The sequence below is a fragment of the Clostridium sp. 2218st1_F5_2218SCRN_220325 genome, assembly GCF_039062665.1.
In the GTDB taxonomy this organism is placed as follows: domain Bacteria; phylum Bacillota; class Clostridia; order Peptostreptococcales; family Peptostreptococcaceae; genus Intestinibacter.
Map to the genome: position 1 here is coordinate 32,023 of NZ_JBCLNH010000008.1, position 25,007 is coordinate 57,029.

The window sequence follows — 25,007 nt, forward strand, 5'->3', positions numbered from 1 at the left end:
TTTATACCTCTTTTTTATTAATTTTATTTACAGTGCAATCTAAACTTCCATCAGATAAAACTACTTCTATTTCATCGTTTTCTGATACTTTTAAAACACTATTCACAACTACATCTTCTTTATTTATTATACTATATCCTCTATCTAATGTTCTTAATGGGCTTAAATTATGAAGTAAAGAACCTAAATTTTTTAAGTTCATTTCTTCTTTATTTATTTTAGTTTCTATATTATTGTTTAACTTTTCTATAATCTTATCTAAATCATAAATTTTATCACTTATAATATAATCATTTAAAATAGTATTAATTCTATTAAATGTATATTTAAGTTTTTGTTCGTCATAATTAACTATATTAGTCAACGATTTATTCATCCTGCTTTTTATATTTTCTAATTTGAAATATAAATCATCTACATTTGGTGTTGCAATTTCTGCAGCAGCTGATGGTGTAGGCGCTCTCATATCTGATACAAAATCACATATTGTAAAATCTATCTCGTGTCCTACAGCAGATATAATAGGTATTTTTGATTCAAATACACATCTGGCCACTTCTTCTTCATTAAATGCCCATAAATCTTCTATAGAACCACCGCCTCTACCGATAATTATCGTATCGACTTTGTGAATCTCATTGAAAAATCTTATACCTTCGCATATCTCATCTTTTGCACCCTCACCTTGGACTTTTACTGGATATAATTTTATATGAACTTTTGGATATCTCCTTTTTGTCACGTTTATTATATCTCTAATTACTGCTCCTGTTGGCGAAGTTACTACACCTATAGATTTTGGTATTTTAGGTATTGGCTTTTTATATTTATAATCAAACAAACCTTCTTTTTGCAATTTTTCTTTTAATTTATTAAATTCAATATATAGGTTTCCTATCCCTGCTATTTCTATATGTTCTATGTATAGTTGATAAGAACCATCTCTTTCATAAACTGAAATATATCCACTTGCTATTACTTTTGTTCCATTTTCTAAATTTAAATTTCTATCGTAGTCATTTCTAAAAATAACACAATTAATTTTTGAATTTTGATCCTTTAGCGATAAATACACATTGCCGCTACTATGAACTTTAAAATTTGAAATTTCTCCTTTAATTTTTAAGTTGCACAGTATCGGGTCATTTATCAAAATTCTTTTTATATACGAATTTGCTTCACTTACGTCTAAAGCCCTTATTTTCATATTTATTCTCCTAAATTTAAATTTTCAATTCCTATCAAAGCACAACCTACAGCATTATCTGTAGCTAAGTGAGACTCTGTAAAATAAGCTTTTACATTATACTTTTTCAATTTCTGAGTTAAATTTTTAGATATATATTTACTTGCAGATACACCGCCTGCAAATACTACTTCGTAAGCTTCATATTTTTCACATAGATATTTAAGTGATTTTAGCATACATCTCACTATAGTATCCATAAGTAGTTTTGATAAGTAATATTTATCTATATTATCATCATTTTCCATTATTTTATTTAATTGATTTTCTAATCCAGATAAGTTCATATATCCGTCTTTTACACTAGTTTTCAATCCATTTTCTATTTTTATATCGGATTTTAATGCATTTTCGTCTATATACTTACCACATGGGAAATTATAAGAAAATTTTACACCTAGTCTATCTATTAGTTGTCCAAAACTTATATCTTTTGTTCCACCGATAATTTCAAATTCATAATCGTTGTATTCATTTTTATTTACTAATACTATTTCTGTAGTTCCTCCAGACATATGAACTGCCAAAAATCTATTTTCGTTTAATAGATTTTTCCCTAATAAACTAGATTTTATATGATTTTCTTGATGTGTTGTCTCGAAAAAAGGACAATTATGTGTTGCACTAATTAATTTTCCTGCATTTAGCCCTACTGTAAAAACTGGCATATAAGAGCCATCTATTGGTCTTGGTTTTTCAGAGGCACACACTCCAACTATATTGTAGTTTTTTAACTTTTCACTTATATTCTCACTTAATATTCCTATATTAGATATATGTTGAAAAACACCTTCACTTTGTCTAAGCCCTTTTGAATCTTTGTCAACTTTAAGCATTATTTTTTCACTTAAAATTATATCCTTATTTAAAGAGATAGCTGCTATAGAAGTTGTATAGCAGCTAGTATCTATTCCTATTACAATGTTATCTCTCCTTGATCTCATTTACAACACTTCCTAAAATTCCGTTTATAAATTTAGGTGTTTTTGCTTCACAATACATTTTTGCTAAATCTATAGCTTCGTTTATAGAAACTCTATCTGGTATATTTAAATCAGATAATATTTCAGCTATTGCTATTTGTAATATTGCTAAGTCTATTTTTGAAAATCTATTTATAGACCAGTTTTTCGCGTTGTTTTCTATAAGTTCATTTATATAATCAATTTTGAATCTTAAAATATCACACATTTCATTTAAGTAAACTCTATCAACACATTTTTCTAATGAAAGTCCTTCAAAGTCTACATCTTTGTCTGAATAAGTTAAAACTAATTCTTTATATCTACTTACTATGTATTCTTTGTTGTTTTGTAAGAATTCTTCCATTTCATTTTCTAAATCAGTTATATCTCCGTTTGATATATATGTTTGATACATTAATTTCATTAAATATTCTCTACTTGTCTCTCTTTTTGCTCTTATGTTTTTCATATTTAATCCTCCTTCAGACTTATTATACACTATATTGCAATAAAAAAACCCTCTGATTTTTCAGAGGGTTTTTATTGCTTACTCTGCTATTGTTATTTCATCGTCTTCGTCATTTTCATCATTTTCTTCAGATTTTGATGCTTTTTTAGCTTCTTTTGCTAATCTAGCTTCTTCTTTTTTTGCAGCTTTAGCTAATTTAGCCTCTTCTCTTTTATGAGCTTTTGCTTCTTCTTTTTCTGCTTTTTCTTTATAGAAAGTAATTCCTTGTACATGTACATTTACAGTAGATACTTCTAGTCCAGTCATTGTCTCTACAGTATTCTTAACATTTTCTTGTATTTTGAAAGCTGTATCTGGTATAGATTCTCCAAATTCGATATTAACATAAATATCTAATATTATTTGTTCTTCATCTATTTGAATTTTTACACCATTATTCTTAAGTAGTTTATCTGTTATTGTAGTTATTGTTTCTACATTTTCAACTTCTAAAGCTGCTAATCCAGCTATAGTAACTATCACTTCGTTTGATATTTTAACTTGTCCTAAATTATTATTTTCCATGACACACTACCCCCTATTCTTAGGTTATTATTTATTATATAATATCAAATCCTTTTATAATTTGCAAGAAATAAGGCTTAATTTTATTATAAACCCATTCTTATCAATTTATTCTAAAATTTATCAATTATCTATTATTTGTAAGTTTTATATTTTCGCGACTGATTCCAGATTGATTTGAAACTATATCAAATATTTTAGTCGCATCATTTTGTTTAATTTCTTCCATATTTACGACAACATTTGCTTTATCCCCGTCTATAAATACTATTGCTTCATCATATCCTTTCGCTAAAAGTAAATTCTCTATTTGTAGTTCTGTATCGCTGTTTTTTACTATTGAAACCTTCATATTTGATGCTTCTACTTTTGCTTCATCAGCTGTAGATGGATTGTTTATTATTTCATTTAGTTGTTCTGTAAGTTGATTTCTTTGTTTTTCTCTAGTCATTTTCATATCTACTATATATGTATCGCTATCTATATTTTCCTTAGAATTTAGCGTATCTTCTATTTCTTTGCTTGTCTCTTTAGCCAAGTTTTCTACGTCTGAATTTTCTTTAGCTGTATCTTTAGTATTATCTTTAGAATTAGAAGTTTCTGTAGATTTATCTTTATCATCAGTAGTTACTTTGCCATCTATACTATCTACTAATGTAGTATCATCAGGAGAATTTTTATCTATTTGAGCTTGTTCATAAGCCTTAAATTCATCTGAAACACTAAGTGTTGAATCTTTGCTAAGTTGATAATTAACTACACCTACTGCAATCAACATCAAACTCAATGATAAAACTACAAATCCCCTGTTTTTATAATTAAATTTCATAAAATCCCCCCTATTTTTTTATGCAAAGTATTTATTTAGCATAAACTTCAACTTGATGTCCTGATATTTGAAGTGCTGTTTGAACAGCTTCATATAATGTCTGTTTTACTTGAGCATCTTTTGCTCCACTTGCAACTACTAAAACACCTTTTATCTTTGCTTCTTTAGTCTTTATAACTATAGGATCAGAAGAATTTGAAGTGACTAGTGTTTTATTTTCACTTGATGTTTCAACTGTTCTTTCTCCACCTGAAGAATCTGTTTCTGATGTAGTTTCTTTTGTAGCACTTGAATTATACGCTGGCTCTATTTCTTCGCTATTATCATAAGTAATCATAACAGATACATCACCCGAACCATTTATCTCTTTTAATATTGCTGTAAGCTGTTTTTCTAAATCATCTTTTTCTTTTTCACTACTAGAAGCTTGTTGAGCTTCTTCACTTTGCTTTGTTGTATTTTCCTCTTTTTGTGCATCAGCTATCTTTTCTTTTCCTTGTATTATATTTAGCGCTACTAGACTTACAACACATAGCGCACCTACAACTAATAAGCTTATCAATTTTTTCTTTTCCTTTTCATTAAAATTTATTTTTTTAAACATAAAACTCGCTCCTATTAATCAATTTCAATTTTATCAATCGATACTTCCAAGATTTTTATCAAGTCGTTTTTTAATTTATCTTTATTCTCACTTTTGTTTGTCGTATTATTTTTAAAAACTTCGCTGTCTTTGCTCGAACTATCTTTATCTTTACTATTTTCTTCTAATTTAGAATCTCCTTCATTATTTTTTTCTTTTATTTTAAGACTTTCTATATCAGTTCCATTAAAATCTATATCTTCAAGTTCATATCCATATTCATCTAATTTCATTTTTAGTACATCTTTTAAATTGCTCTGGTATTCACTATCCAAGTTAAAATTGCTGTTATTATCAACTAAATCTTTATTACTCTCTACATATCTTTCGTTATAATCAGTCATAGATTTTAGTATCTTATCTTCAAATGACTCGTCACTTGAGAAAAAACCTACAATTGGTGAAATTACAATAAATATAAATATAAAATTGCAAACTAAATTAATATAAGGTTTTAATTTACTTTCTGGAAGTACCATATCTACTATATTTATAATAAAAGCTCCTATTAAGATACAGATTATCCAACTTTTAATCTCATCCACCCCCTTAGATTAATTTATATTTTTATTAAACTTTTTATAATTTTTATCTATGAAGTAATACTAAGTGATGTCAAAATACTTATCGTCACAAAAAACATTATTAGTACTGCTAATACAGAAATTAAAATAACTGTCATAAGTTTAGATGTTTCATCCATAAAGGAAGATATATTTTCCTCTCCTATAGGTTCAACTATTGCAGCACCTATTTTATATACTAGAATTATTGAAAAAATCTTTATGAGAGGTATAAAGCAAATTCCAACTAATAAAATAAGTCCAACTGCTCCAAAAATATTTTTTAATAAAATCGAAGAAGATAACAATAAATCTACTGAATCTGATACGAAACTCCCTATAACAGGTATAAAACTTCCTACTGCAAATTTAGCGCTTTTTACAGCAAACTTATCAAATGATGTAACATATATCCCTTGTATAGATACAAGACCTAAGTAAACTGTAAAAGCTGCTCCTACAATTACTACATTTGCTTTTTTAAGTAATTCTGAAAATCTCTTTAATTTTATGTTTTTAGATAGGTTATTTATAACTAGTACGCAAAATGCCAATGTTATAAGTGTAAAAATAACATTTTTAAATACCATATTTATTATAGACACACCGCTCACAAACACTGGTGATAATGTTGCTGATGTCGTTGTAAGACCCCCTACTGCTAATAAGGTCAATAATATCGGTACAATTACATTGACTATGCTTATTATGCTGTTTACTGTTATATATGCAATTGATAATACATCTTTAAAATTGACTAATACTAACGTAACCATAGTTATAAAAATTATGTAATTTACAATTTTGCTTACTTCACCTGATGAAAAAGAGCCTTCTAGACTTTTGAGAATTGATGATAATAATGCTAAGACGATTATCATAGTAATTACTTTTAGACTTGCTATTAGTTGATCTATTACTAATTTTTTTATATTTTCGGTATTTATTAAATCTGTAAGTTTAGCATCTCCTTTGATTAAATCCTTTGCAAATTGCTTTAAATCTATATTTTTAAAGATTTCATTATCTTTAAGTTCTTCTTCCAACTTACTTATATTAATTTTTTCTAATTGCCTATTTATATAATTTTGTGATGTTTCATCTGATACTTTGTATTGTTGTGTACTTGACTCTGTATTGTCTTTATTTTCATTTGCAAAACTTATATTATTCATAGATATTATAAAAAATAAAGCTATTAATATTATTTTAAATTTATTTTTCATAATCTTTCTCCTACGGTATAATTCCGATTATCGCATCTATTATTGATAGCAGTATCGGAAAAGACATACTCATAATTATAATTTTTCCACCGAACTCGAGTTTAGCAGCTATATTGTTTTCCCCGCAATCTTTACAAAGTGACACTGCAAACTCCATAATATATGCTATTCCTATTAATTTTATTATTAAAGATATGTACATTGATGGAATATTTGCTCTGTCAGCCAGTTTATTTATTTCTTCTACTATAAAATTTAGTTTTAAGATTACAGATAGAAGTATAATTACTCCAGCAGTAATAGCTATAAAATTTGCAAATTCCGGTCTATCCTTTTTTATGAATAAACAAAGTATGGTTGATATTATGGCAATTCCTATGATTTGGATTATTTCCAAAATACCACCTCCATTTTATTTTTCTGTTGTAACTTAAATTTTTAATATAATTTAAACATTGTTCTAACAGTATTGAATAAATCGCTTATTTCCCCTATCACAAGCCCCAAAACAATTACGACTCCTGCAAGGGTTGTAAGTGTTGCCCAGTCACTTCTATCTACTTTTGTCAAAATCATATTTAAAACTGATATTAAAATTCCTACACCAGCTACTTTGAATATTAAAGTTATATCCATACTATCATCTCCTAAATTAAAATTATCCCTATACATATTCCACTAAATGTTATTAGCTTTTTATAGAGATTCCCTTTGTTTTTTATATCTTCTTTACTTTCTATTGTTAGCTTCTTTAGATTTTCTACTGTTAAATCTATTAATCTCTCTTGGGATTCTACTTCACTTTTACCAAGAGATAAAATTAACTTTTTAAATTCTTCAATTTCGTTTTCTTTTAAATATGTATTTTTATATAAAATATTTATTGTATCTTGTAAAATCTGTTCTATTGTTTTTCCATCTTCTTTTGAAAGTTCATCTGCAAATTTTAAAAAGAACTCACTAAAATCATATTCATCTTTGACTGCTATATTTCTAAAAATTTCTTCTAATGTATACATTCCAAAAGCTAAATCCATTCTCATTATCTCTAATACCCTAATTAAATCATTTAGTTGTTTATGTCTTTTTATATATCTTTTAGATATATCTTCTCCTACTAAATAACTACATCCGATTAACATTCCTACTAATATTATTTTAATTTCCAAAATACCATCTCTTTTCCTGCAAATCATAAATTTTTTCTACTGTACCAGGTCCGTTTCTCGAAGATAATATGATTGCTTTTTTAAATAAGTTTCCATCTAATAGACGCCTTAATTCCTCTCTATTTTGTATATCTTCGATAGAATCCCCATGTACTGTTGTAATTAAGCTTACACCGCCATTTAAAGCCGTATATAATGCTTTTATTTCGCTTTCGTTGCCTATTTCATCAGTTACAATTACATCTGGCGACATAGATCTTAAAACCATCATGATTCCTAAGTCTTTTGGACAAGTTTCCATAATATCAGTTCTAATGCCTACATCTAGTTGGGGAATCCCCATACATGAGCCTCCTATTTCATTTCTTTCGTCTATTAATGCTACTTTTACTCCCTTAAATCCATATGCTCTATTTCCATTGCTTATATTTCTGACTATATCTCTTAAAATAGTAGTTTTACCACATTGTGGTGGTGAAATTATTATTGTATTGTTTATTTGATTTTTATTTTTTATTACGTGTTTTAAAACTTTTTTTGAGCATCCTTTAATTTCTCTAGATATTCTTATATTAAGTGATGAAATATGCTTTATATTTTTTACTTGTCCATTTTCTATTATTACCTTACCTACTATTCCTATTCTGTGGCCCCCCCTCAGCGTTATAAATCCCTTTTTAATATCATCTATAAAAGAATGCACCGAATATTTACATATAATTTGAAATGTCTCTTCTATATCTTCTTTTGTGACTATATATGGATTTTTCATTTCTAAATCCAAATTACTTGTCTTGTCATTATAAAAATAATCCTTGGAGTCTCCATTTATTATCAATGGCTTATTTACTCTAAGTCTTATTTCTTCAATATTTACTTCATCATTTATTATGCTTTTTATCTTTTTTCTCAAATTAATCGATAGTGAGTTAATAATTTCATCTGAAAGTTTCATGATATCCCTCCTTCTTGTTTATAAATATATATTTATTTTGATTAAAAATTATTACTCTTATTGTGTATGTAATTTTATACAAAAAAAATCCCTTCTATTAAATTAGAAGAGATTTTTAATTAGTATATTTTTAGTTTTCTTTATCTTGAGCTTTTTCTTTTTCTGATAGTTCTTTTAAAACTTGTTCTATATCTTCAACAACATTTCCATTTGCGAATTTTATAGCTTGGTTGATTGCATTTTTTATAGCAAATGCATTAGAACTACCATGTGCTTTTATTACTCCACCTTTAACTCCTAAAAGTGGCGCTCCACCGTACTCAGTATAGTCCATCATAGATTTTATTTCTTTAAAGCTATCTTTAAGCATTAAAGCACCTACTTTGCCTTTGAAAGACTCCATAAATTTATCTTTCATTAATTTCATTAAACTCATAGCTACACCTTCACAAGATTTTAAAAGTGTATTTCCTGTAAATCCATCACATATTAAAGCATCACATACAGAGTTTATTACATCTCTTGCTTCAACATTTCCGACAAAGTTTAAATCTAAATCTTTTAATTCATAATAAGCTTCTTTTACTAGCTCATTACCTTTACCTTCTTCTGTACCTATATTTGCAAGACCTATTCTAGGATTTTCTAAACCTATAACTTTTCTTAAATATATATCACTCATAAAAGCAAACTGTGTTAAGTTTTTAGGCTTACAATCTGCATTAGCTCCACCATCAGCAAGAAGAGTTATTCCACCTTTTATATTAGGAAGGCCTGGGCATAAACATGGTCTATCAATTCCTTTTATTCTACCTACGATTAATGTACCACCTGCTAATAAAGCTCCTGTACTACCTGCTGATACTATTGCATCAGCTTTTTTATCTTTTACTAAGTTTAATGCTACAACCATAGAAGAATCTTTTTTACGTCTTACTGCCATTACTGGTTTATCTTCATTTTCAATTATCTCAGTAGTATGTATTATTTCTAGCTTATTTTTATCATAAGTCTTTGATTCTAATTCCTTTTCTATTTGGGCTCTGTCACCTGTTAGGATTACATCTATACCATATTCATTTATAGCTTGTACTGCACCTTCTACAGTGGCTTGGGGAGCATTATCTCCACCCATTGCATCTATAACTATTTTCATATGTTCCTCCCTTTATAAATCTTTTATTAAAAATATATTATTTCCATAGTTTAATAATATAATAATTATTTTAACAATAAATAATGTACTGTATTTAAATAATTTATATAAATTTATTTTCTTATTTTTATAAATCTTTTTAAACAATTTTGTACTATATTATTATAACGTATATTTTTGCAAAAAAAAACATGTAGTCTAAACTACATGTTTTTTTATATAACTATTCAGCTACGATTTCTTTACCGTTGTAGTGTCCGCAAGAAGGACAAACTCTATGTGGTAATTTAACATCATGACATTGTGGGCATTCTACGAATCCTTTAACTGTCATTTTTGAATTAGCCGCTCTTCTCATTTTAGTTTTTGATTTAGCTGTTTTACGCTTAGGTACTGCCATTTAAGCCACCTCCTTAATCATTTTTGAACAAATCTTTTAATTTAGCAAAACGTGGATCTATAAAATCCTCGTCACTTGCAGTTTCGCTACATGAGCAAGTTTCTTTATTTAAATTAGCTCCGCATTCTGGACAAAGACCTTCACAATCTTCGTTACAAAGAACTTTGTGTGGTAAATTGAAATCTAATGTTTGTTCTATTATTTTTACTAAGTCCACTTCATCAGTGTCAATAATAAAAGCATCATAGTCTTCAAAATTATCTTCATCAAAATCTTCGCTAACTAAGAAACCATCAATGGTATAACTCATTGGAACTTCTACTGGTTCTAGACATCTAGAACAATTATCTATTATAGTGAAATCTACATCTGCAAGAAGATGAACTTCATTTTTTGCATTTTTAGAAATTCTACCAACTAGATTAATTGGTGAAGCCAATGTATATGTGTTATCACAATAACTAATATTATCAATTTTTTGCGAAAAATTCAAGTCTATTTTACCAGTTTCTCTTTTATTTAACTCATTAAGACTAATTATCATATTTTTCACCTCAACATATTACCAAATTTATTATACAAATAGGATTAATGTTTGTCAAGTATTTTTACTTGATAGTTATAATACTATTTTATGCTAATTATGAAAAAAAATCCTATACACATAATTTAAGGTAGGTTTTAGCCTACCTTAAACATTTATATTATAATCAATTTTGATAAATTATATAACTATAATTATTTAACTAATTCTAATGTATCTCTAGCTATCATTAATTCTTCGTTAGTTGGTATTAATAATACTTTAACTTTAGAGTCAGCAGCAGATATAACTCTTTCTTTTCCTCTTACGTTGTTAGCTTCAGCGTCCATTTTAACACCTAATACTTCTAAGTTAGAAGCTATAGCTAATCTATCGTCTATACCATTTTCACCTAAACCAGCAGTGAATACTATAGCGTCTACACCGTTCATTTCAGCAGCGTAAGCACCTATATATTTTTTAACTCTCTTATGGTAAGCATCTAATGCATCTATTGCTTGTTGGTTTCCTTCAGCAGCAGCATCGCATATATCTCTGAAGTCTGAAGATATACCAGTCATTCCGTATACACCAGATTCTTTATTCATTAATTTATCTACACCATCAGCGTCTAAGTTTTCTTTTTTCATTATGAATGGTATTATAGCTGGGTCTATATCACCACATCTAGTTCCCATTATTAAACCTTCAAGTGGAGTAAGTCCCATAGAAGTATCTACTACTTTTCCTCCGTCAACAGCAGCTATAGAAGCTCCGTTTCCTAAGTGACAAGTTATTATTTTTAAGTCAGCTATGTCTTTTCCTAACATTTCAGCTGCTCTTTGAGATACGTATTTGTGAGAAGTTCCGTGGAATCCGTATCTTCTTACACCGTATTCAGTATATAGTCTGTATGGAAGACCATATAAGTATGAAGATGCTGGCATTGTTTGATGGAATGCAGTATCAAATACACCTACATTTGGTACTCCTGGAAGTACAGCTTTTATTGCATCTATTCCCATTAAGTTAGCTGGGTTGTGAAGAGGAGCTAATTCACTACATTTTCTCATAGCTTCTTCAACTTCTTCTGTTATTATAACTGAAGATGCGAATTTTTCTCCACCGTGAACAACTCTGTGTCCTACAGCGTCTATTTCTTTCATGTCTTTAACTCCACCGTAAGTTGGATCTAAAACACCTTCAAGAACTAATTTTATAGCATCTTGATGATCTTTCATTTGTTGTTCTTTGATGTATTTACCTTCTACACCGTCTTTTTTTTGAGTAAGTATAGAACCTTCTATACCTATTCTTTCAACTAATCCTATACATAATACTGCTTCATTTTCCATATCTATTAATTGATATTTTAATGAAGAACTACCACAGTTTAAAACTAATATTTTCATTAGTAAACCTCCTTAATATTTTATGAATAATAATATGTATTAAGTCCTCATGACTTTTTATTACAAAGTAAAAACCTCTCAGTTATGGTAAATTATAGAGATTTTTACTTTGTAACAATTTTGGATAATAAAATACCCCACTTAATATATCACTTTTTCAAAAAAAAGTACATACTATTTTTACGCAAAATGACATAAGGTACTTATTATCTCTTATATTATTATAATATATTTATTGAATTATTGGTTAAAAAAAATACATTTTGTCAATATTTTCATTATAGTATTATAAATTTTTTTATTATTTTTTATTTTATAAGTTTTTTATTATTTTTATTTTTAAATAGACTTTTAATACATATTTTGATAATATCTCTTGAATTATTATTTCAATTAATTAAAATAATAAACATATTATTTACAAAAAAGGAGAAAGTTTTATGAATTTACTTGGTCTAATAGTTGAATATAACCCATTTCATAATGGCCATCTATATCATTTAAATGAATCAAAAAAATTAACAAATGCTACACACACGATAGCCGTAATGAGCGGAAATTTTATGCAAAGAGGTACTCCTGCACTTTTGGATAAATTTACTAGAGCGGAAATGGCAGTCAAAAATGGAGTTGATTTAGTTGTGGAATTACCAACTTTATATTCATGTCAAAGCGCGGAAATTTTTTCTCACGGTGGAATAACTTTACTAAATTCACTAAATTGTGTAAATTCTGTTTGTTTTGGTAGTGAAATCGGAAATATAGATATATTATATATAATTGCCAAAATCTTAATAGATGAACCACCTACATTTAAAAATAAACTAAAAAGTTATTTAGGAGATGGACTTCCATTCCCAAAAGCTAGAGCATCTGCTTTATTTGATTATATAAGCGAAAATAAATTATACGATACTTCAAAAGAAACTTTGCTAGAAATATTAAATTCACCTAATAATATTTTGGGAATCGAGTACATAAAAAGCATATTAAAATTAAATAGCAATATTAAACCATACACTATAAATAGAGTTAATTCTGGATACAATAGTTTAAATATAAATAACTCAATTTGTTCGGCTTCAGCTATTAGAAATGCCTTAAAAACAGATAGTTTAGAAACTATAAACTACACTATGCCAAAACCAACTTATGATTTAATAAACGATACTGTTAATTCCGGTGTAAACCTTGTATATAACGATGATTTTTATCAAATTCTTTCATCGATAATTTTAAGAGATAAAGATAATCTAACAGATTATTTTGAAGTTAATGAAGGTATAGAAAATAAAATTTATAACTCTATCTTTAAATGCCAAAATATTGAAGAATTGCAAAACGAAATAAAATCAAAAAGATATACTATGACAAAAATTTCTAGAACATTAAACAATATAATGTTAGGCATAAAAAGAGATGATATTCTAAAAACTAAAGATTTAAAAGAAATGCCTTATGTCAGAGTTTTAGCATTTAATGATAAAGGCTGTGAAATTCTAAAAGAGATAAAGAAAAACTCTGAAATAGAAGTTATTACAAAGTTTTCAAAAATAAAACATATAGATTCAGACATATTTAACACTTTAATAAACTACGATATTAAAGCTACTAATATGTATAGTTTAATATATAACAAGTCCTTATTAAAAGGGCCTATGGATTATATAACTTCACCAAAATATATAAAATAATATAAAAATTCGCTTCGCTCATGGCTCCAACGAATCGGAGATTCCGTTGCTTAAAATTTGCTTCGCTCATGGCGCCAACGAATCGGAGATTCCGTTGCTTAAAATTTGCTTCGCTCATGGCGCCAACGAATCGGAGATTCCGTTGCTTAAAATTCACTTCGTTCATGGCGCCAACGAATCAAAGATTCCGTTGCTTAAGTTAATAAGTTGGAAATTATAAATTATACACAAATCATATAATGTATAATTTCCTTAAAATAAAAAAATAACTCCCTTTAATTAGAATTTTTTACTTATATCTAATTTAAAGGGAGTTATTTTCATTTTAGTTTTATAATTTAATATATTTGATTTGATATAATTAACTATTATTTTTTTAAATATATTATTTACCTATAAACATTTGTGTCCAGTAAATTGTACCATTAGCACCTTTGTATATACCTACACCTAGTTCAGTAAAGTTAGAGTTTAATATATTTGCTCTATGTCCTGAAGAATTCATCCAATCTGTCATAACTTCACTAGGAGTTCTTTGACCCATAGCTATATTTTCTCCTGCAGCTTTATAACTTATATTAAAAGTTTTCATCATGTCAAATGGAGAACCATAAGTTGGTGAAGTATGATCAAAATAATTTTTGTCATTCATATCTTTAGATTTTAATGTTGCTACTCTTGATAACTCTTTGTTTAAAGTAAGAGGTTTTAATCCTTGTGCTGCTCTTTCTTTATTAACTAAATTTAATACTTCTACTTGTTCTTTTGAAAAATCACTTGTATTTGTAGAGTTATTATTATTTTGATTATTATTTTCTATATTTCCACCTTGGTTATTGTTATTTTCTTGATTGTTGTTATTGTTGCCTTGGTTTTGGTCATTTCCACTTCCTGGCTTATTTTCAGTTTGTCCTTGATTTTGGTTGTTATTACCTGGTTTATTGTTTTCTATATTTCCATTTTGATTATTTCCGTTATTTTGTTGGTTGTTATTATTTTGGTTTCCATTTGTTGTATTATCATCTTTATCTGAAGATTCATTGTCATCTATACTAGGAAATTTATTGGGACAATTATTATGATCAAACCATTTTAAACTATCTAATATAGACATACCTGTAAAGTTAAAGTTTAATTTTTTACCATTTACACATATATAAACTTTTCCTGTTGATTGTATAGGATTTATATTTTTAACTGACATTGCGTTTGAAAATCCTACACTAGATGCAGTCATTAAAACTGTTGCTCCTACGATTGCCATTCTTTTTAATTTTTTATTCATATAAAACACCTCATTCTATTTATTTTATTTTCTAATTTTGTTACCATTTTGTAACCTTATATTTATGATAGCCCCTTGTGCCTATTCATAGTACCATAGAAATTTATAATTTATTCATGTCAATTTATGTAAGTATAAATTTTATAAAATTTTTATGGCCTATATAAATTTTGATTTTTTTAATTTTATTTTTTATCGATTTACTTTAATCCCTTGAAAATAGCTAATCTAAATTAAAATTATTTCATTTTTTATCATTTAAATTTTTATAGATAAAGTCAAATTAATTCCTCTATGTTCCTTAATGCCTTACAATTTCTTAATCTACCTTAACTTGTTATAAATTGATATTTTAACCCAAATAACTAAATATATATAATTATTATAAATTAATAAGAGAGCCTACATCGCGCAGACTCTCTTACTTTCATAAGTTTTATTTGTAAATTTATTATTATTTTTAGTTTACTTTATATAATTTTCCTGGATTTAATATGTGTTTAGGGTCAAAAGCAGTTTTTATTCCTTTTAATAAATTTATATAAGTTTCATTTTTAGATTCTACAAAATATAAACTCTTTGCATAACCTATTCCATGTTCTCCAGAAACTTCACCATCTAATTCCCTAGCTTTTGCAAACATTAAATCAAATGCTTTACCAAGTCTTTCATGCCATGTTTTATCATCTAAATCGTCTTTGTGTGGGTAAACATGCAAGTTACCATCTCCTGCATGACCAAAACTTTTTATTCTAAGTCCTACATCTGATTGTATGTCATGAGTAAATCTAACGAATTCTGCAACCTTATCTCTTGGCACAACTACATCACATTCATCTATTTCACTGCTAGCTTTAAATGCTTCTAAGAATGCTCCCCTTGCAGACCATATTGATTCATTTCTTTCGTCTGTATCTGCTATTAATACATCATATGCTCCACATTCCAAGCAAAGTTTAGCTACGTTTTCGTATTCTCTTTCAATTTCTTCTGTTGAATTACCATCAAATTTTAATAATAAGTAAGCATTTGATGAGTTATCTGGGAATTTTTTACCTAAAAACTCTTCAGCACCTATTATAGCTTCTCTTTCCATAAATTCTATAGCAGTTGGTATAGATTTTGATTTTATTATTTTAGGCACAGTATCTATAGCAAGAGCTAAATCAGGGAAAGGTATTAATAAACTTATTGCTTTTTTAGGTAGTGGAAGTAATTTTAATATAGCTTTAGTTACTATAGCAAGTTGTCCTTCTGAACCTACTACTAAGTCTTTTATTGAATATCCAGAAGAGTTTTTAACAACTTTTCCACCAACATTTATTACTTCTCCATTTGGAAGTACACATTCAAGACCTCTTACATAATCTCTTGTAACACCGTATTTTACAGCTCTCATACCACCTGCATTAGTATTTATATTACCACCTATAGCAGCACTTTTTTCACCTGGGTCTGGTGGGTAAAATAAATCATGATCTTCTACATATTGTGCTATTGTCATCAATAATACACCTGGTTCAACTGTCAATGTTAAGTTTTCTTCGTCTAATTCTAATATTTTATCCATTTTAGTAAGACATAGCATTATACCTCCATAAAGGGCAACAGACGCTCCAGAAAGCCCAGTACCTTGTCCTCTAGGTGTTACTGGTATATTATTTTCATAAGCATATTTCATTATCTTTGAAACTTGTTCTGTAGTATGAACAAATACTAATACTTCAGGATATTTTATTTCACCTGCTAATTCATCATGAGCATAGTCTTCGTTTATATCACTTCCTACTACTACGTCTTCTTTATCTAAAATAGTTAGTAAAAAATCTATATCATTTTGATCTATTTTTTTGTACATTTTAATTCCCCCCTATTCTGCCATTTGTGCTACTTTTTGTTTATTTTCATTTTTCATTGCTTTTATTTTTTCAGTAAGCTTAGGTATTATTTCATATATATCCCCTATAATACCTAAGTGTGCAACGTCAAATATAGGTGCTTTTTCATCTTGGTTTATAGCTATTATATAATCAGAGCCTTTCATACCTGCTACAAATTGTACTGCTCCTGATACACCACAAGTTATTATTAATTTTGGTTTTACTGTTCTACCACTAAGACCTATTTGTTTCTTAGGGTCTACCCATCCACATTCTATAGTCGGTCTAGTTCCTGCGATTTGTGCTCCAAGTACATCTGCTAATTCATTTAGCATCTTTAAATCTTCTTCTTTTTTAAATGCTCTTGATGCTACAACTATTACTTCTGCTTCTTCTATTCCAACTACTTTATTTTTTATTTTAGTTTCAAGCACTTTTATATTAGAAGTTAATTTTTCTTTTTCTACTGAACATAAAGTAATTTTTCCTGTAGGTTCTTCTACTTTTTCTGGTATATTAAATATTTTATATCTAACTGTTGCAAATTGTGGTCTACTGTTTGGAGTGTTTATATGAGCCATTATATTACCGCCAAATGCTGGTCTTATTTGGTCTAAATCTGTATTTTCTTGTATATCAAGTATTGTGCAGTCTGCTGTAAGTCCTGTTCTAAAACGAGCTGCAAGTCTTGGTGCAAGTGATCTACCTAATGTAGTACCTCCAACTAACATTATAGAAGGTTTGTTGTTATTTATATAATCTTCTAATGCTGCACTGTAAGGTTCTATTCTAAATTTATCGTATTCTTTAGAATCGTATACAAATACTTCATCTACTCCATAATCAAGTAATTGTCCGCATTTATCTTTTATATTATTTCCTACAAATACGCAGTTTACTGGATGGTTTATTTTTGCTGTAAGTTCGCGCGCTTTTCCTATTAATTCATAAGTGACTGGATGTATTTCTCCATCATTATGATCAACATAAACTGTTATACCTCTCCACTCATCTTTATTTATTAAAACTACTTCATCTTCTTCAAATATAAATGCCCCTTTTGGTCCTTTTTTGACACACATTTTACACATTTTACATGCCGCATTTATTTCTATTTTTCCGTCTACTTCTTCCATTGCATCAAATGGACATATTTGTAAGACTTCTTCTATATTATCTATTTTATCTTGATTGATTACTATCTTTGCCATTTTATATCCCCCTCAAACTAAAGTATTTTTAAATCTACTATTTTATTAAATAATGTTTCAGTAAGTTCTTCACAATCCCCACGAACTATATCTTTATCAGTATTTGGTTCTGGTGGGAAGATTCTTATTACTTGTGTTGCTGAACCATTAAGTCCATAGTGTTTTTCATCAGTATCATCCATATCTTTTAATGTTATCATCGGTATTTCCTTATCTTTAGTTGCCATTTTTAATTTAAAAGATGGAAGTCTTGGTTGGAATATATCTTTTTCAACTGTTATTAAACATGGATAACTTATTTCACATACTTCTAAAGTTGTTGGAAGATCAGTTTCAACTACTATTGATTTTTCCCCTATCTCAATTATTTTAGTTACATTTGTAACATGTGGTATATTTAAAAATTCAGCTATTTCTGGTCCAACTTGAGCAGTATCACCGTCAGTTGTTTGTTTACCACATATTATTAAGTCTGGATTTCCTATTTTGTGTATACCTTGTGCCAAAGTATAAGCTGTTGCTAAAACGTCAGCACCACCAAATTTTCTATCACTTACTATAGCTCCATCATCAACACCCATTGAAAAACTTTCACTTATTACTTTTTTTGCTTGTGGTGGTCCCATTGTTATTGTTTTAAGAGTTGCATTGTTTTCTTTTTTTATTCTTAGTGCTGTTTCAAGAGCAAATAAATCATATGGATTCATTTTTGAATCTACACCATCTCTTTTTAATACTCCTGTAACTGGATCTACTTCAACTTCTGATGTTCCAGGAACTTGTTTAACACATACTACTATTTCCATATTCTACCCCTCCATTTATTTAACTATTACAGAAACACCATCTGGTATTACGACTACTTTTGCATCATTGCCTTTTATTTCATATGCCATTTTTAATGCTTCATCGAAGTTATACGCGTGTTTCATATGCATATTTTTTATCATTTGTGGGTCACACATATCTGTAACCATGATTACTGTATATTTTTCTAGAATTCTCGCTAGTATTTGAAATTCCCACTGGTCAGGTACTGTCTCACCCTTATCTACGCTTCTTACTCTATTAAGTATTTCAGTTGGCGAAGATGCATTTGCAATATTATCATAAAAAGATTGACCTCCATGACCATCATTACAAGCGGCAATCATTATAATTACTCCACCTTCTTTACATGTAGCTTCTGCTGCTGTCATCCCCTTGACAGCTTGATATATATTTTGATCCAGTGGATATCCACCATTTGTACTTATTGCTATATCAGCAGGAGTTGCATCTATTTTTGATAATTCTGTTACAAAATCGCACCCTACTTTATGAGCTTCTTCAACATCACCTGCAAAAGATGCTATTACTTTTTTATCTTGATCTATAACAACATTTACTATAAATGCTAGATTTGCTTTTTTTGCTGCATATACCATATCTTTATGTATTGGATTATCTGTAAGTATTCCTGTTCTAGCATTTTTGCTGTCTATAAACTCACTACAGTGGTTATACATTATAGTCTTTGCTGATGCTATTCCAGGAAGTATGCTCTTTCTTCCTCCAGAAAATCCTGCAAAGAAATGTGGTTCTATAAATCCCTCTGCTATTAATAAATCAGCCTCAAATGCTACTTTATTTAGATAAAAATCTCCCCCAGATGGCAATACACCTGCTTTTACCATTTGTGAATCATCAGTTGATATATGCATCACTATTTCTTCATTTTCAACTATTTCTTCACCCATTTTAAATATCAACTCTTCTTTTGTTGTAGGTCTGTGAAATCCATTAGCTATTAATATTTTTATTTTAGCTTCTTTATTTACACTTCTTATTCTTCTAAGAATTATAGGCATTGTAACTTTACTTGGAACAGGTCTAGTATGGTCACTTGTAATTATTACAATGTTCTTTTTTCCAATTGCTAATTCTTCTAATTTTTTAGAGCCAATTGGATTATCCATAGAATCTTCTACTAATTGAGATTCACTTTTTTCTGGCTTAAAGTCGTGTGCCTTTGATGTCAAAACTTTTAAAAGATTTTTATCTTCTATATTTAAATCCATGCCGTCTTTTGAATAAGGTACATGTATCTTTGCCATTTTCCTTCCCCCTAAATTTATATATTTTTATATTTATTTAAAACAAATTAAATTTATTTTCAAGTGAGTTTTATACTATTTTTAAGATCTTTACTAAAATAATGTCAATATCCCTCCACCGAAGTAAACAATAAGTCCTAGTATTACGACATATCCTAAACAATATTTAACTGTTGTTGAAAGTATCTTCCCTTCACTGCCTATAAGGCCAGTAGCTGAAGTAGCTATTGCGATACTTTGTGGCGAAATCATCTTTCCTGCAGTAGCTCCAGCCGTATTAGCAGCTGCTATCCAATAAGGATCAATTGATAATGATTTAGCCGCTTCTGTTTGCAATGCACCAAATAATATATTAGCTGATGTATCACTGCCTGTAACAAATGTTCCTATTGCCCCTAATAGTGGTGATATTAATGGATAGAAACTACCTGTTATTGCACATAGACCAAAAGATATTGAACTTGTCATCCCACTATGTGACATTATCTTTGATATTGCAACTATTGACATTATTGTTATAAATGAAGTTTTAAGCTGTATAATAGTTCTTTTTAATACGTCTAACATATATGTAAATTTTAATTTTTGAATTAAGCCTGCTATAAATGTGGCTATTAATATCATCATACCTGGAGTATTTATCCATGAAAATGCTGTTGTTGAAGTTGAATCTCCAGTATAAATATGTATATTACTACTTGCTTTTGCTAAAAATGCATTTATACTTGGAACTAAAGGACTTGCTAAAAGTATTAACACACAAAGAAGTATATATGGTAACCATGCTAATATACCTTGTTTTAATTCTATTTTATCTTCTTGTTTTGTTTGTACTTTTTCTTTATTCATTAATTTTGCACATATAATTGTACATGCCATTGAACATATACTTGCTACTAATGCTGGTAAATCTGCACCTAAATATTTTGCTATTATTATCTGCGGTACAGCAAACGTTATCCCTGAGATTAATGTTATTCCGACTACTCCCTTTAATGCTTTAATACTCTTTTCTGTAAGTATTACAAGCAAAAACGGAATTAATATTATAAATCCTGCTAATTGAATTGATGTAACATAACTTAGATGAACTACTTCAAGTCCTGTCACTGTTGCTAGTGTAGTTACTGGTATTCCAAGTGCTCCAAATGCTGTTGGAACTGTATTGGCCAATAAACATATCACCGCTGCAAAAATTGGGTTAAATCCTAATGATGCTAATATACTTGCTGGTATAGCAACTGCTGTTCCGTATCCTGCAACAGCTTCCAAAAATCCTCCAAATCCCCATGCTAATATTAAAACTTGGATTCTTTTATCAGTTGTTATACTCGAAAGCATTGTCTTTATTACGTCCATTGTTTTTGTTTCAACTGCCAAATTGTAAGTAAATAATGCTGCTACTATTACTAAAAGTATTGGCCAAAGTGCTATTGCCATCCCTTCTACTGTAGCTGTGATTCCATCAATAAACTTCATCCTCCAGCATATCATTGCAATTATTAATGTCAATATTACTGTGAAAGAACAAGTTTTGTGAGCTGGCATCTTTAATACTCCTAAAGATATAATAAGCCATAAAACCGGAATCATTGCGATTGCAAACAACATGTAATCATTATTCATTAAATTTTTCCCCCTTATTTTAACTGGTCATGCCAGTGGTGGTATGTGGTATTACCACTTACACTTAAATGGTAGTATAATCTTTTTTATAAATCAATAATTGTTTATTTATTAACACCATTTAAAATATAAAAATTTTTTTGAAAATAAAAAATAAATTATACTACCAATTCATAAGATTTATTACTTTTATTTATAAATAAGGCTTTTATACTATTACAATGTGTTTTTTATTACATATTCCATATGTTCCCTCATAGCCTCCGATGCCATGTGTTCGTCTTTTTTGATAATAGCTTCACAAATTCGTTTATGCTGATTTAATAAATTTGCACTACCCTTACTTACATCATATGAAATTATTTTATATCTAGCATCCTCTATAAATTTTTCAAATAAATTTGATGTTGTTATAAATAGACTTTCAATTAAATAATTTTTACTTATGCTCGATAATAAGTTGTGAAAGTTTTTGTCTAGTTCAACTAAAACCTCTGTTTTATTTTTATTTAAAGTTTCTGCCTCCATCTTTTGAACTATATCTAAAAGTTCTCTACAATCTAACTCTGTAGCTCTTAATGCCGATAATCTAGCACATTCTATTTCCAAAACATTTCTCAGTTCGAAAATATCACTCCAGCTACCTTCATTTAATTTAAACATCATTGAAAGAGGTTGCAATAATGATTTTTCTATATTAGAACATATAAAATTGCCTTCTCCTTGTCTACTTTCAACTACACCCATAGTTTCTAGAACTCTAAGAGCCTCTCTTATAGATGTTCTACTCACCCCCATAGTTTCAGAAAGATCTCTCTCTGAAGGAAGTTTATCCCCTTTTTTAAAAGTTCCATCCATTATATTATCTTGGATTTGTTCTATTACTTGCTCATAAACCTTCTTATTCGAAATATTACTAAACATTGTTCATACCCTCTCTATTCATATAGTATAATTATAATTTTTTTACATAAATATGGCAAATTATTTGTTGTGCATAAATAAAATGATGTGGATATTCATATTTTTAAAATTTAAAAAATATCATTATTAATAAGAAAATCCCAAAAGTAAGGTGAAGATATGAAATTAAAAAAACTAATAACTTTTTTTGCACCAAAACTGGTAATTTGTCTTATTATTTTAGGTATAGTATTAGCTCCTAAATCAGCTATAAAAGCAGCTACAGGGGGTATTTCTATTTGGTTAAATATATTAATGCCTTCGTTATTGCCATTTATAATTGGTGCTAACTTAATTGTATCCTTGAAAATCGTCGATATACTTGGAATCTTAATTAATCCCCTAACTCAAAAAATATTTAATGTAAGCGGTCGCTCTGGGTTAATTTTTGCAATTTCGATGGTATCTGGATATCCTGTGGGTTCAAAATTTGCAAGTGAACTTAGGCAACAAAATAAAATTTCTAAATATGAAGGACAGAGATTAGTATCATTTTGCTCTACATCTGGTCCTCTATTTATTATTGGTAGTGTCGGAACAGGTATGTTAAAAAATCCTCATTTAGGTTATATAATGCTTTTATGCCACTATCTAGCTTCTTTGGCTGTAGGAATAATATTTAGAAATTACGGTAAAGAAAAAAGAGATAAAACAAAAAATACTATTTTAAAAGATATAAATAATATAATATATGATGATACAAAATCCGATGGATTTTTTGTATTATTTGGCAAAGCTGTTGTCGATGGTGTGAATACATTGCTTGCTATAGGTGGATTTGTAATTATGTTTTCTGTGTTTTTCGAAGTCCTAAAATTTTTTAAAGTAATAGATTTTATAGCATACTTTGTCTGTATTATATTATCACCATTTAATATTACTCCTGATATAGTTTCAGCTTTTCTAAGCGGGTTATTTGAAATGACTATAGGATGTAATAATTTAAGTCAAATAAGTAATATATCTTTTACTCTTTTAGTTCCACTTTGCAGCTTTTTAGTTGCTTTTAGTGGTTTATCTATTTTGGCTCAATGCTCTAGCTTCATAGCCAAAACTGATATAAAAGTCAATTTGTACATATTCGCTAAGTTCTTACATGGACTTTTTGCTGGTATTTTTACATATGTATTTTTAATTTTAAACAAATCCTCATTAGTTCCTACTTTCTTTACAAACAATAATAGTTATACATATTATGATCTTTATATTGATAATTTTACACCATTTCTCATAGCTATATTATTGATATATTTATTTGCCCGTCTTAAAGATTTATCGTCTTAAATAAAAGAAACTATGAAAAATCATCATTTCATAGTTTCTTTTACTTTTATTATAATATTTTATTTTTTTTCAAATTTTATTCTATATATAAATAATATTGATAATATAGAAAAGATAAGTATAAATAAAATTAATATTGCCCATAAGTTAATTACATGTTCTGCACTAAATTTAAAAGTATCGTAAATACTATCTTCTACTGGTATTGTTATTGTTAAATCAGTTATATTGCCTATTGAGCCTAATAAATCCATGCCCCATTTACTTATAGTAAATTTAGATATTTTATCTAAAGTGTCCCCGAGTTCAAATAATTGTCCTGAAAATATAAATTGTACCATAAGTATAAATGGTAAACTTCTATTTGCTATATCGTTACTTGGACATAATGACGAAATCAACAATCCCATCACATCTGCACTAAATGTTATTAAAAAAATAGATAATATATATTCTATATAAGAAGAGCCTATTACAGCACCTTCTGATGGAAATTCTGCAAATAATGCACATATTACAAATATTATTATAGATTGAAATAAACATACTACTGCTTGTACTAAAAATCTAGCAAAAAATAATTCTATAGATTTAAATCCACTATCTAAATCCATTTTTATACTTTCTCTTTCTTTACATATTTCAAGTACTGAGTTAAAAAGCCCAATCCATATTGCAACACATACTATAGCAAATAATCTCGACCTTGTGTCTCTATAATCCTCAAACATCTTACCTCTTAATGTAAGACCTACGCAGATAGATATAATAAGAGGAAATCCAATAAATATATAATGTGATTTTTCATTTTTTAGGTTCTTTATATAGTTTTTTATTATAACTCCCAT

The 25,007-nt window shown here is 28.3% G+C and carries 26 protein-coding genes; 2 read left to right on the plus strand and 24 right to left on the minus strand.

Annotated features, from left to right (window positions below; all coding sequences use genetic code 11):
- Window position 1: 1 nt before the first annotated feature.
- The 16 genes from xseA to ABCM86_RS06485 all read right to left on the minus strand — a co-directional run bounded on the left by xseA (window position 2) and on the right by ABCM86_RS06485 (window position 12,120).
- Window positions 2–1,207, minus strand: coding sequence for an exodeoxyribonuclease VII large subunit (xseA, locus tag ABCM86_RS06410; protein ID WP_343003706.1), 1,206 nt, complete (start codon window positions 1,205–1,207; stop codon window positions 2–4).
- Window positions 1,208–1,209: 2 nt separating this feature from the next.
- Window positions 1,210–2,190 carry a hypothetical protein gene (locus tag ABCM86_RS06415; protein WP_343003707.1) on the minus strand — a complete coding sequence of 327 codons (981 nt, stop codon included), beginning with the start codon at window positions 2,188–2,190 and terminating at the stop codon, window positions 1,210–1,212.
- Window positions 2,171–2,680, minus strand: coding sequence for a transcription antitermination factor NusB (nusB, locus tag ABCM86_RS06420; RefSeq protein WP_195930820.1), 510 nt, complete (start codon window positions 2,678–2,680; stop codon window positions 2,171–2,173). Before nusB ends, ABCM86_RS06415 begins: the two co-directional genes overlap by 20 nt.
- A 78-nt stretch (window positions 2,681–2,758) precedes the next feature.
- Complete coding sequence (locus tag ABCM86_RS06425) at window positions 2,759–3,244, minus strand: Asp23/Gls24 family envelope stress response protein (protein WP_195930819.1); 486 nt, start codon at window positions 3,242–3,244, stop codon at window positions 2,759–2,761.
- A 127-nt stretch (window positions 3,245–3,371) separates the two neighbouring features.
- A complete protein-coding gene (locus ABCM86_RS06430) occupies window positions 3,372–4,073 on the minus strand; it encodes a SpoIIIAH-like family protein (protein ID WP_195930818.1) in 702 nt (233 codons plus the stop codon).
- A gap of 31 nt (window positions 4,074–4,104) precedes the next feature.
- Complete coding sequence (locus ABCM86_RS06435) at window positions 4,105–4,677, minus strand: hypothetical protein (RefSeq protein WP_343003708.1); 573 nt, start codon at window positions 4,675–4,677, stop codon at window positions 4,105–4,107.
- Window positions 4,678–4,691: 14 nt separating this feature from the next.
- Window positions 4,692–5,261 (minus strand): stage III sporulation protein AF, encoded by a 570-nt coding sequence (locus tag ABCM86_RS06440; protein WP_295572511.1) that lies wholly within the window; start codon window positions 5,259–5,261, stop codon window positions 4,692–4,694.
- A 47-nt stretch (window positions 5,262–5,308) separates the two neighbouring features.
- Window positions 5,309–6,505 (minus strand): stage III sporulation protein AE, encoded by a 1,197-nt coding sequence (gene spoIIIAE, locus ABCM86_RS06445; RefSeq protein WP_343003709.1) that lies wholly within the window; start codon window positions 6,503–6,505, stop codon window positions 5,309–5,311.
- A 10-nt stretch (window positions 6,506–6,515) separates the two neighbouring features.
- Entirely contained in the window at window positions 6,516–6,902 is a 387-nt protein-coding gene (gene spoIIIAD, locus ABCM86_RS06450; RefSeq protein WP_195930814.1) for a stage III sporulation protein AD, read from the minus strand.
- A 41-nt stretch (window positions 6,903–6,943) separates the two neighbouring features.
- Entirely contained in the window at window positions 6,944–7,141 is a 198-nt protein-coding gene (spoIIIAC, locus tag ABCM86_RS06455; RefSeq protein ID WP_195930813.1) for a stage III sporulation protein AC, read from the minus strand.
- A gap of 11 nt (window positions 7,142–7,152) precedes the next feature.
- Window positions 7,153–7,674, minus strand: a complete 522-nt coding sequence (locus ABCM86_RS06460) for a stage III sporulation protein AB (protein ID WP_243269585.1) — start codon at window positions 7,672–7,674, stop codon at window positions 7,153–7,155.
- Window positions 7,664–8,629 (minus strand): stage III sporulation protein AA, encoded by a 966-nt coding sequence (spoIIIAA, locus tag ABCM86_RS06465; protein ID WP_343003710.1) that lies wholly within the window; start codon window positions 8,627–8,629, stop codon window positions 7,664–7,666. The genes ABCM86_RS06460 and spoIIIAA overlap by 11 nt, the downstream gene beginning before the upstream one ends.
- 130 nt (window positions 8,630–8,759) lie before the next feature.
- The gene (gene plsX / locus ABCM86_RS06470) at window positions 8,760–9,785 is read right to left on the minus strand and encodes a phosphate acyltransferase PlsX (protein ID WP_295733060.1); all 1,026 of its coding nucleotides are present in this window, start codon (window positions 9,783–9,785) and stop codon (window positions 8,760–8,762) included.
- Between the two features lie 223 nt (window positions 9,786–10,008).
- A complete protein-coding gene (rpmF, locus tag ABCM86_RS06475; protein WP_007287361.1) occupies window positions 10,009–10,185 on the minus strand; it encodes a 50S ribosomal protein L32 in 177 nt (58 codons plus the stop codon).
- A 13-nt stretch (window positions 10,186–10,198) separates the two neighbouring features.
- Window positions 10,199–10,729 carry a DUF177 domain-containing protein gene (locus tag ABCM86_RS06480; protein ID WP_343003711.1) on the minus strand — a complete coding sequence of 177 codons (531 nt, stop codon included), beginning with the start codon at window positions 10,727–10,729 and terminating at the stop codon, window positions 10,199–10,201.
- A 194-nt stretch (window positions 10,730–10,923) separates the two neighbouring features.
- Window positions 10,924–12,120 (minus strand): acetate kinase, encoded by a 1,197-nt coding sequence (locus ABCM86_RS06485; protein ID WP_295733062.1) that lies wholly within the window; start codon window positions 12,118–12,120, stop codon window positions 10,924–10,926.
- Window positions 12,121–12,560: 440 nt separating this feature from the next.
- Between ABCM86_RS06485 and ABCM86_RS06490 the strand changes: the two genes are divergently transcribed.
- The gene (locus tag ABCM86_RS06490; protein WP_295572491.1) at window positions 12,561–13,814 is read left to right on the plus strand and encodes a nucleotidyltransferase; all 1,254 of its coding nucleotides are present in this window, start codon (window positions 12,561–12,563) and stop codon (window positions 13,812–13,814) included.
- A gap of 385 nt (window positions 13,815–14,199) precedes the next feature.
- Here the strand turns inward: ABCM86_RS06490 and ABCM86_RS06495 are convergent, their stop codons facing one another.
- From ABCM86_RS06495 to ABCM86_RS06525, 7 genes are all read right to left on the minus strand, one after another.
- Window positions 14,200–15,099 carry a CAP domain-containing protein gene (locus ABCM86_RS06495; protein WP_343003712.1) on the minus strand — a complete coding sequence of 300 codons (900 nt, stop codon included), beginning with the start codon at window positions 15,097–15,099 and terminating at the stop codon, window positions 14,200–14,202.
- Window positions 15,100–15,559: 460 nt separating this feature from the next.
- A complete protein-coding gene (locus ABCM86_RS06500) occupies window positions 15,560–16,957 on the minus strand; it encodes an FAD-linked oxidase C-terminal domain-containing protein (RefSeq protein ID WP_295675330.1) in 1,398 nt (465 codons plus the stop codon).
- Between the two features lie 12 nt (window positions 16,958–16,969).
- On the minus strand, window positions 16,970–18,190 hold the full coding sequence (locus ABCM86_RS06505; protein WP_343003713.1) for an FAD-binding protein: 1,221 nt from the start codon (window positions 18,188–18,190) through the stop codon (window positions 16,970–16,972).
- A gap of 17 nt (window positions 18,191–18,207) precedes the next feature.
- Entirely contained in the window at window positions 18,208–18,996 is a 789-nt protein-coding gene (locus tag ABCM86_RS06510) for an electron transfer flavoprotein subunit beta/FixA family protein (protein WP_295572477.1), read from the minus strand.
- A 15-nt stretch (window positions 18,997–19,011) separates the two neighbouring features.
- Window positions 19,012–20,286, minus strand: a complete 1,275-nt coding sequence (gene larA / locus ABCM86_RS06515) for a nickel-dependent lactate racemase (protein WP_195930956.1) — start codon at window positions 20,284–20,286, stop codon at window positions 19,012–19,014.
- A gap of 93 nt (window positions 20,287–20,379) precedes the next feature.
- Window positions 20,380–21,912, minus strand: coding sequence for an L-lactate permease (locus ABCM86_RS06520; RefSeq protein ID WP_195930957.1), 1,533 nt, complete (start codon window positions 21,910–21,912; stop codon window positions 20,380–20,382).
- A gap of 216 nt (window positions 21,913–22,128) precedes the next feature.
- The gene (locus tag ABCM86_RS06525) at window positions 22,129–22,836 is read right to left on the minus strand and encodes a FadR/GntR family transcriptional regulator (protein WP_295733068.1); all 708 of its coding nucleotides are present in this window, start codon (window positions 22,834–22,836) and stop codon (window positions 22,129–22,131) included.
- Between the two features lie 159 nt (window positions 22,837–22,995).
- Here ABCM86_RS06525 and ylbJ point away from each other — a divergent pair, with 159 nt between their 5' ends.
- Complete coding sequence (ylbJ, locus tag ABCM86_RS06530) at window positions 22,996–24,159, plus strand: sporulation integral membrane protein YlbJ (protein WP_195930959.1); 1,164 nt, start codon at window positions 22,996–22,998, stop codon at window positions 24,157–24,159.
- 59 nt (window positions 24,160–24,218) lie between these two features.
- Here the strand turns inward: ylbJ and ABCM86_RS06535 are convergent, their stop codons facing one another.
- On the minus strand, window positions 24,219–25,007 hold the full coding sequence (locus tag ABCM86_RS06535; protein ID WP_295733070.1) for an ABC transporter permease: 789 nt from the start codon (window positions 25,005–25,007) through the stop codon (window positions 24,219–24,221).

Coding starts and splice junctions, on each gene's coding strand:
- ABCM86_RS06490 (WP_295572491.1), top strand. CDS start 12,561: ATGAATTTACTTGGTCTAATAGTTGAATATAACCCATTTCATAATGGC.
- ABCM86_RS06480 (WP_343003711.1), bottom strand. CDS start 10,729: ATGATAATTAGTCTTAATGAGTTAAATAAAAGAGAAACTGGTAAAATA.
- ABCM86_RS06425 (WP_195930819.1), bottom strand. CDS start 3,244: ATGGAAAATAATAATTTAGGACAAGTTAAAATATCAAACGAAGTGATA.
- ABCM86_RS06430 (WP_195930818.1), bottom strand. CDS start 4,073: ATGAAATTTAATTATAAAAACAGGGGATTTGTAGTTTTATCATTGAGT.
- rpmF (WP_007287361.1), bottom strand. CDS start 10,185: ATGGCAGTACCTAAGCGTAAAACAGCTAAATCAAAAACTAAAATGAGA.
- spoIIIAA (WP_343003710.1), bottom strand. CDS start 8,629: ATGAAACTTTCAGATGAAATTATTAACTCACTATCGATTAATTTGAGA.
- larA (WP_195930956.1), bottom strand. CDS start 20,286: ATGGCAAAGATACATGTACCTTATTCAAAAGACGGCATGGATTTAAAT.
- ABCM86_RS06495 (WP_343003712.1), bottom strand. CDS start 15,099: ATGAATAAAAAATTAAAAAGAATGGCAATCGTAGGAGCAACAGTTTTA.
- ABCM86_RS06510 (WP_295572477.1), bottom strand. CDS start 18,996: ATGGAAATAGTAGTATGTGTTAAACAAGTTCCTGGAACATCAGAAGTT.
- ABCM86_RS06485 (WP_295733062.1), bottom strand. CDS start 12,120: ATGAAAATATTAGTTTTAAACTGTGGTAGTTCTTCATTAAAATATCAA.
- nusB (WP_195930820.1), bottom strand. CDS start 2,680: ATGAAAAACATAAGAGCAAAAAGAGAGACAAGTAGAGAATATTTAATG.
- spoIIIAE (WP_343003709.1), bottom strand. CDS start 6,505: ATGAAAAATAAATTTAAAATAATATTAATAGCTTTATTTTTTATAATA.
- ABCM86_RS06435 (WP_343003708.1), bottom strand. CDS start 4,677: ATGTTTAAAAAAATAAATTTTAATGAAAAGGAAAAGAAAAAATTGATA.
- ABCM86_RS06500 (WP_295675330.1), bottom strand. CDS start 16,957: ATGTACAAAAAAATAGATCAAAATGATATAGATTTTTTACTAACTATT.
- plsX (WP_295733060.1), bottom strand. CDS start 9,785: ATGAAAATAGTTATAGATGCAATGGGTGGAGATAATGCTCCCCAAGCC.
- xseA (WP_343003706.1), bottom strand. CDS start 1,207: ATGAAAATAAGGGCTTTAGACGTAAGTGAAGCAAATTCGTATATAAAA.
- ABCM86_RS06525 (WP_295733068.1), bottom strand. CDS start 22,836: ATGTTTAGTAATATTTCGAATAAGAAGGTTTATGAGCAAGTAATAGAA.
- ABCM86_RS06520 (WP_195930957.1), bottom strand. CDS start 21,912: ATGAATAATGATTACATGTTGTTTGCAATCGCAATGATTCCGGTTTTA.
- ABCM86_RS06415 (WP_343003707.1), bottom strand. CDS start 2,190: ATGAGATCAAGGAGAGATAACATTGTAATAGGAATAGATACTAGCTGC.
- ylbJ (WP_195930959.1), top strand. CDS start 22,996: ATGAAATTAAAAAAACTAATAACTTTTTTTGCACCAAAACTGGTAATT.
- spoIIIAC (WP_195930813.1), bottom strand. CDS start 7,141: ATGGATATAACTTTAATATTCAAAGTAGCTGGTGTAGGAATTTTAATA.
- ABCM86_RS06505 (WP_343003713.1), bottom strand. CDS start 18,190: ATGGCAAAGATAGTAATCAATCAAGATAAAATAGATAATATAGAAGAA.
- ABCM86_RS06535 (WP_295733070.1), bottom strand. CDS start 25,007: ATGGGAGTTATAATAAAAAACTATATAAAGAACCTAAAAAATGAAAAA.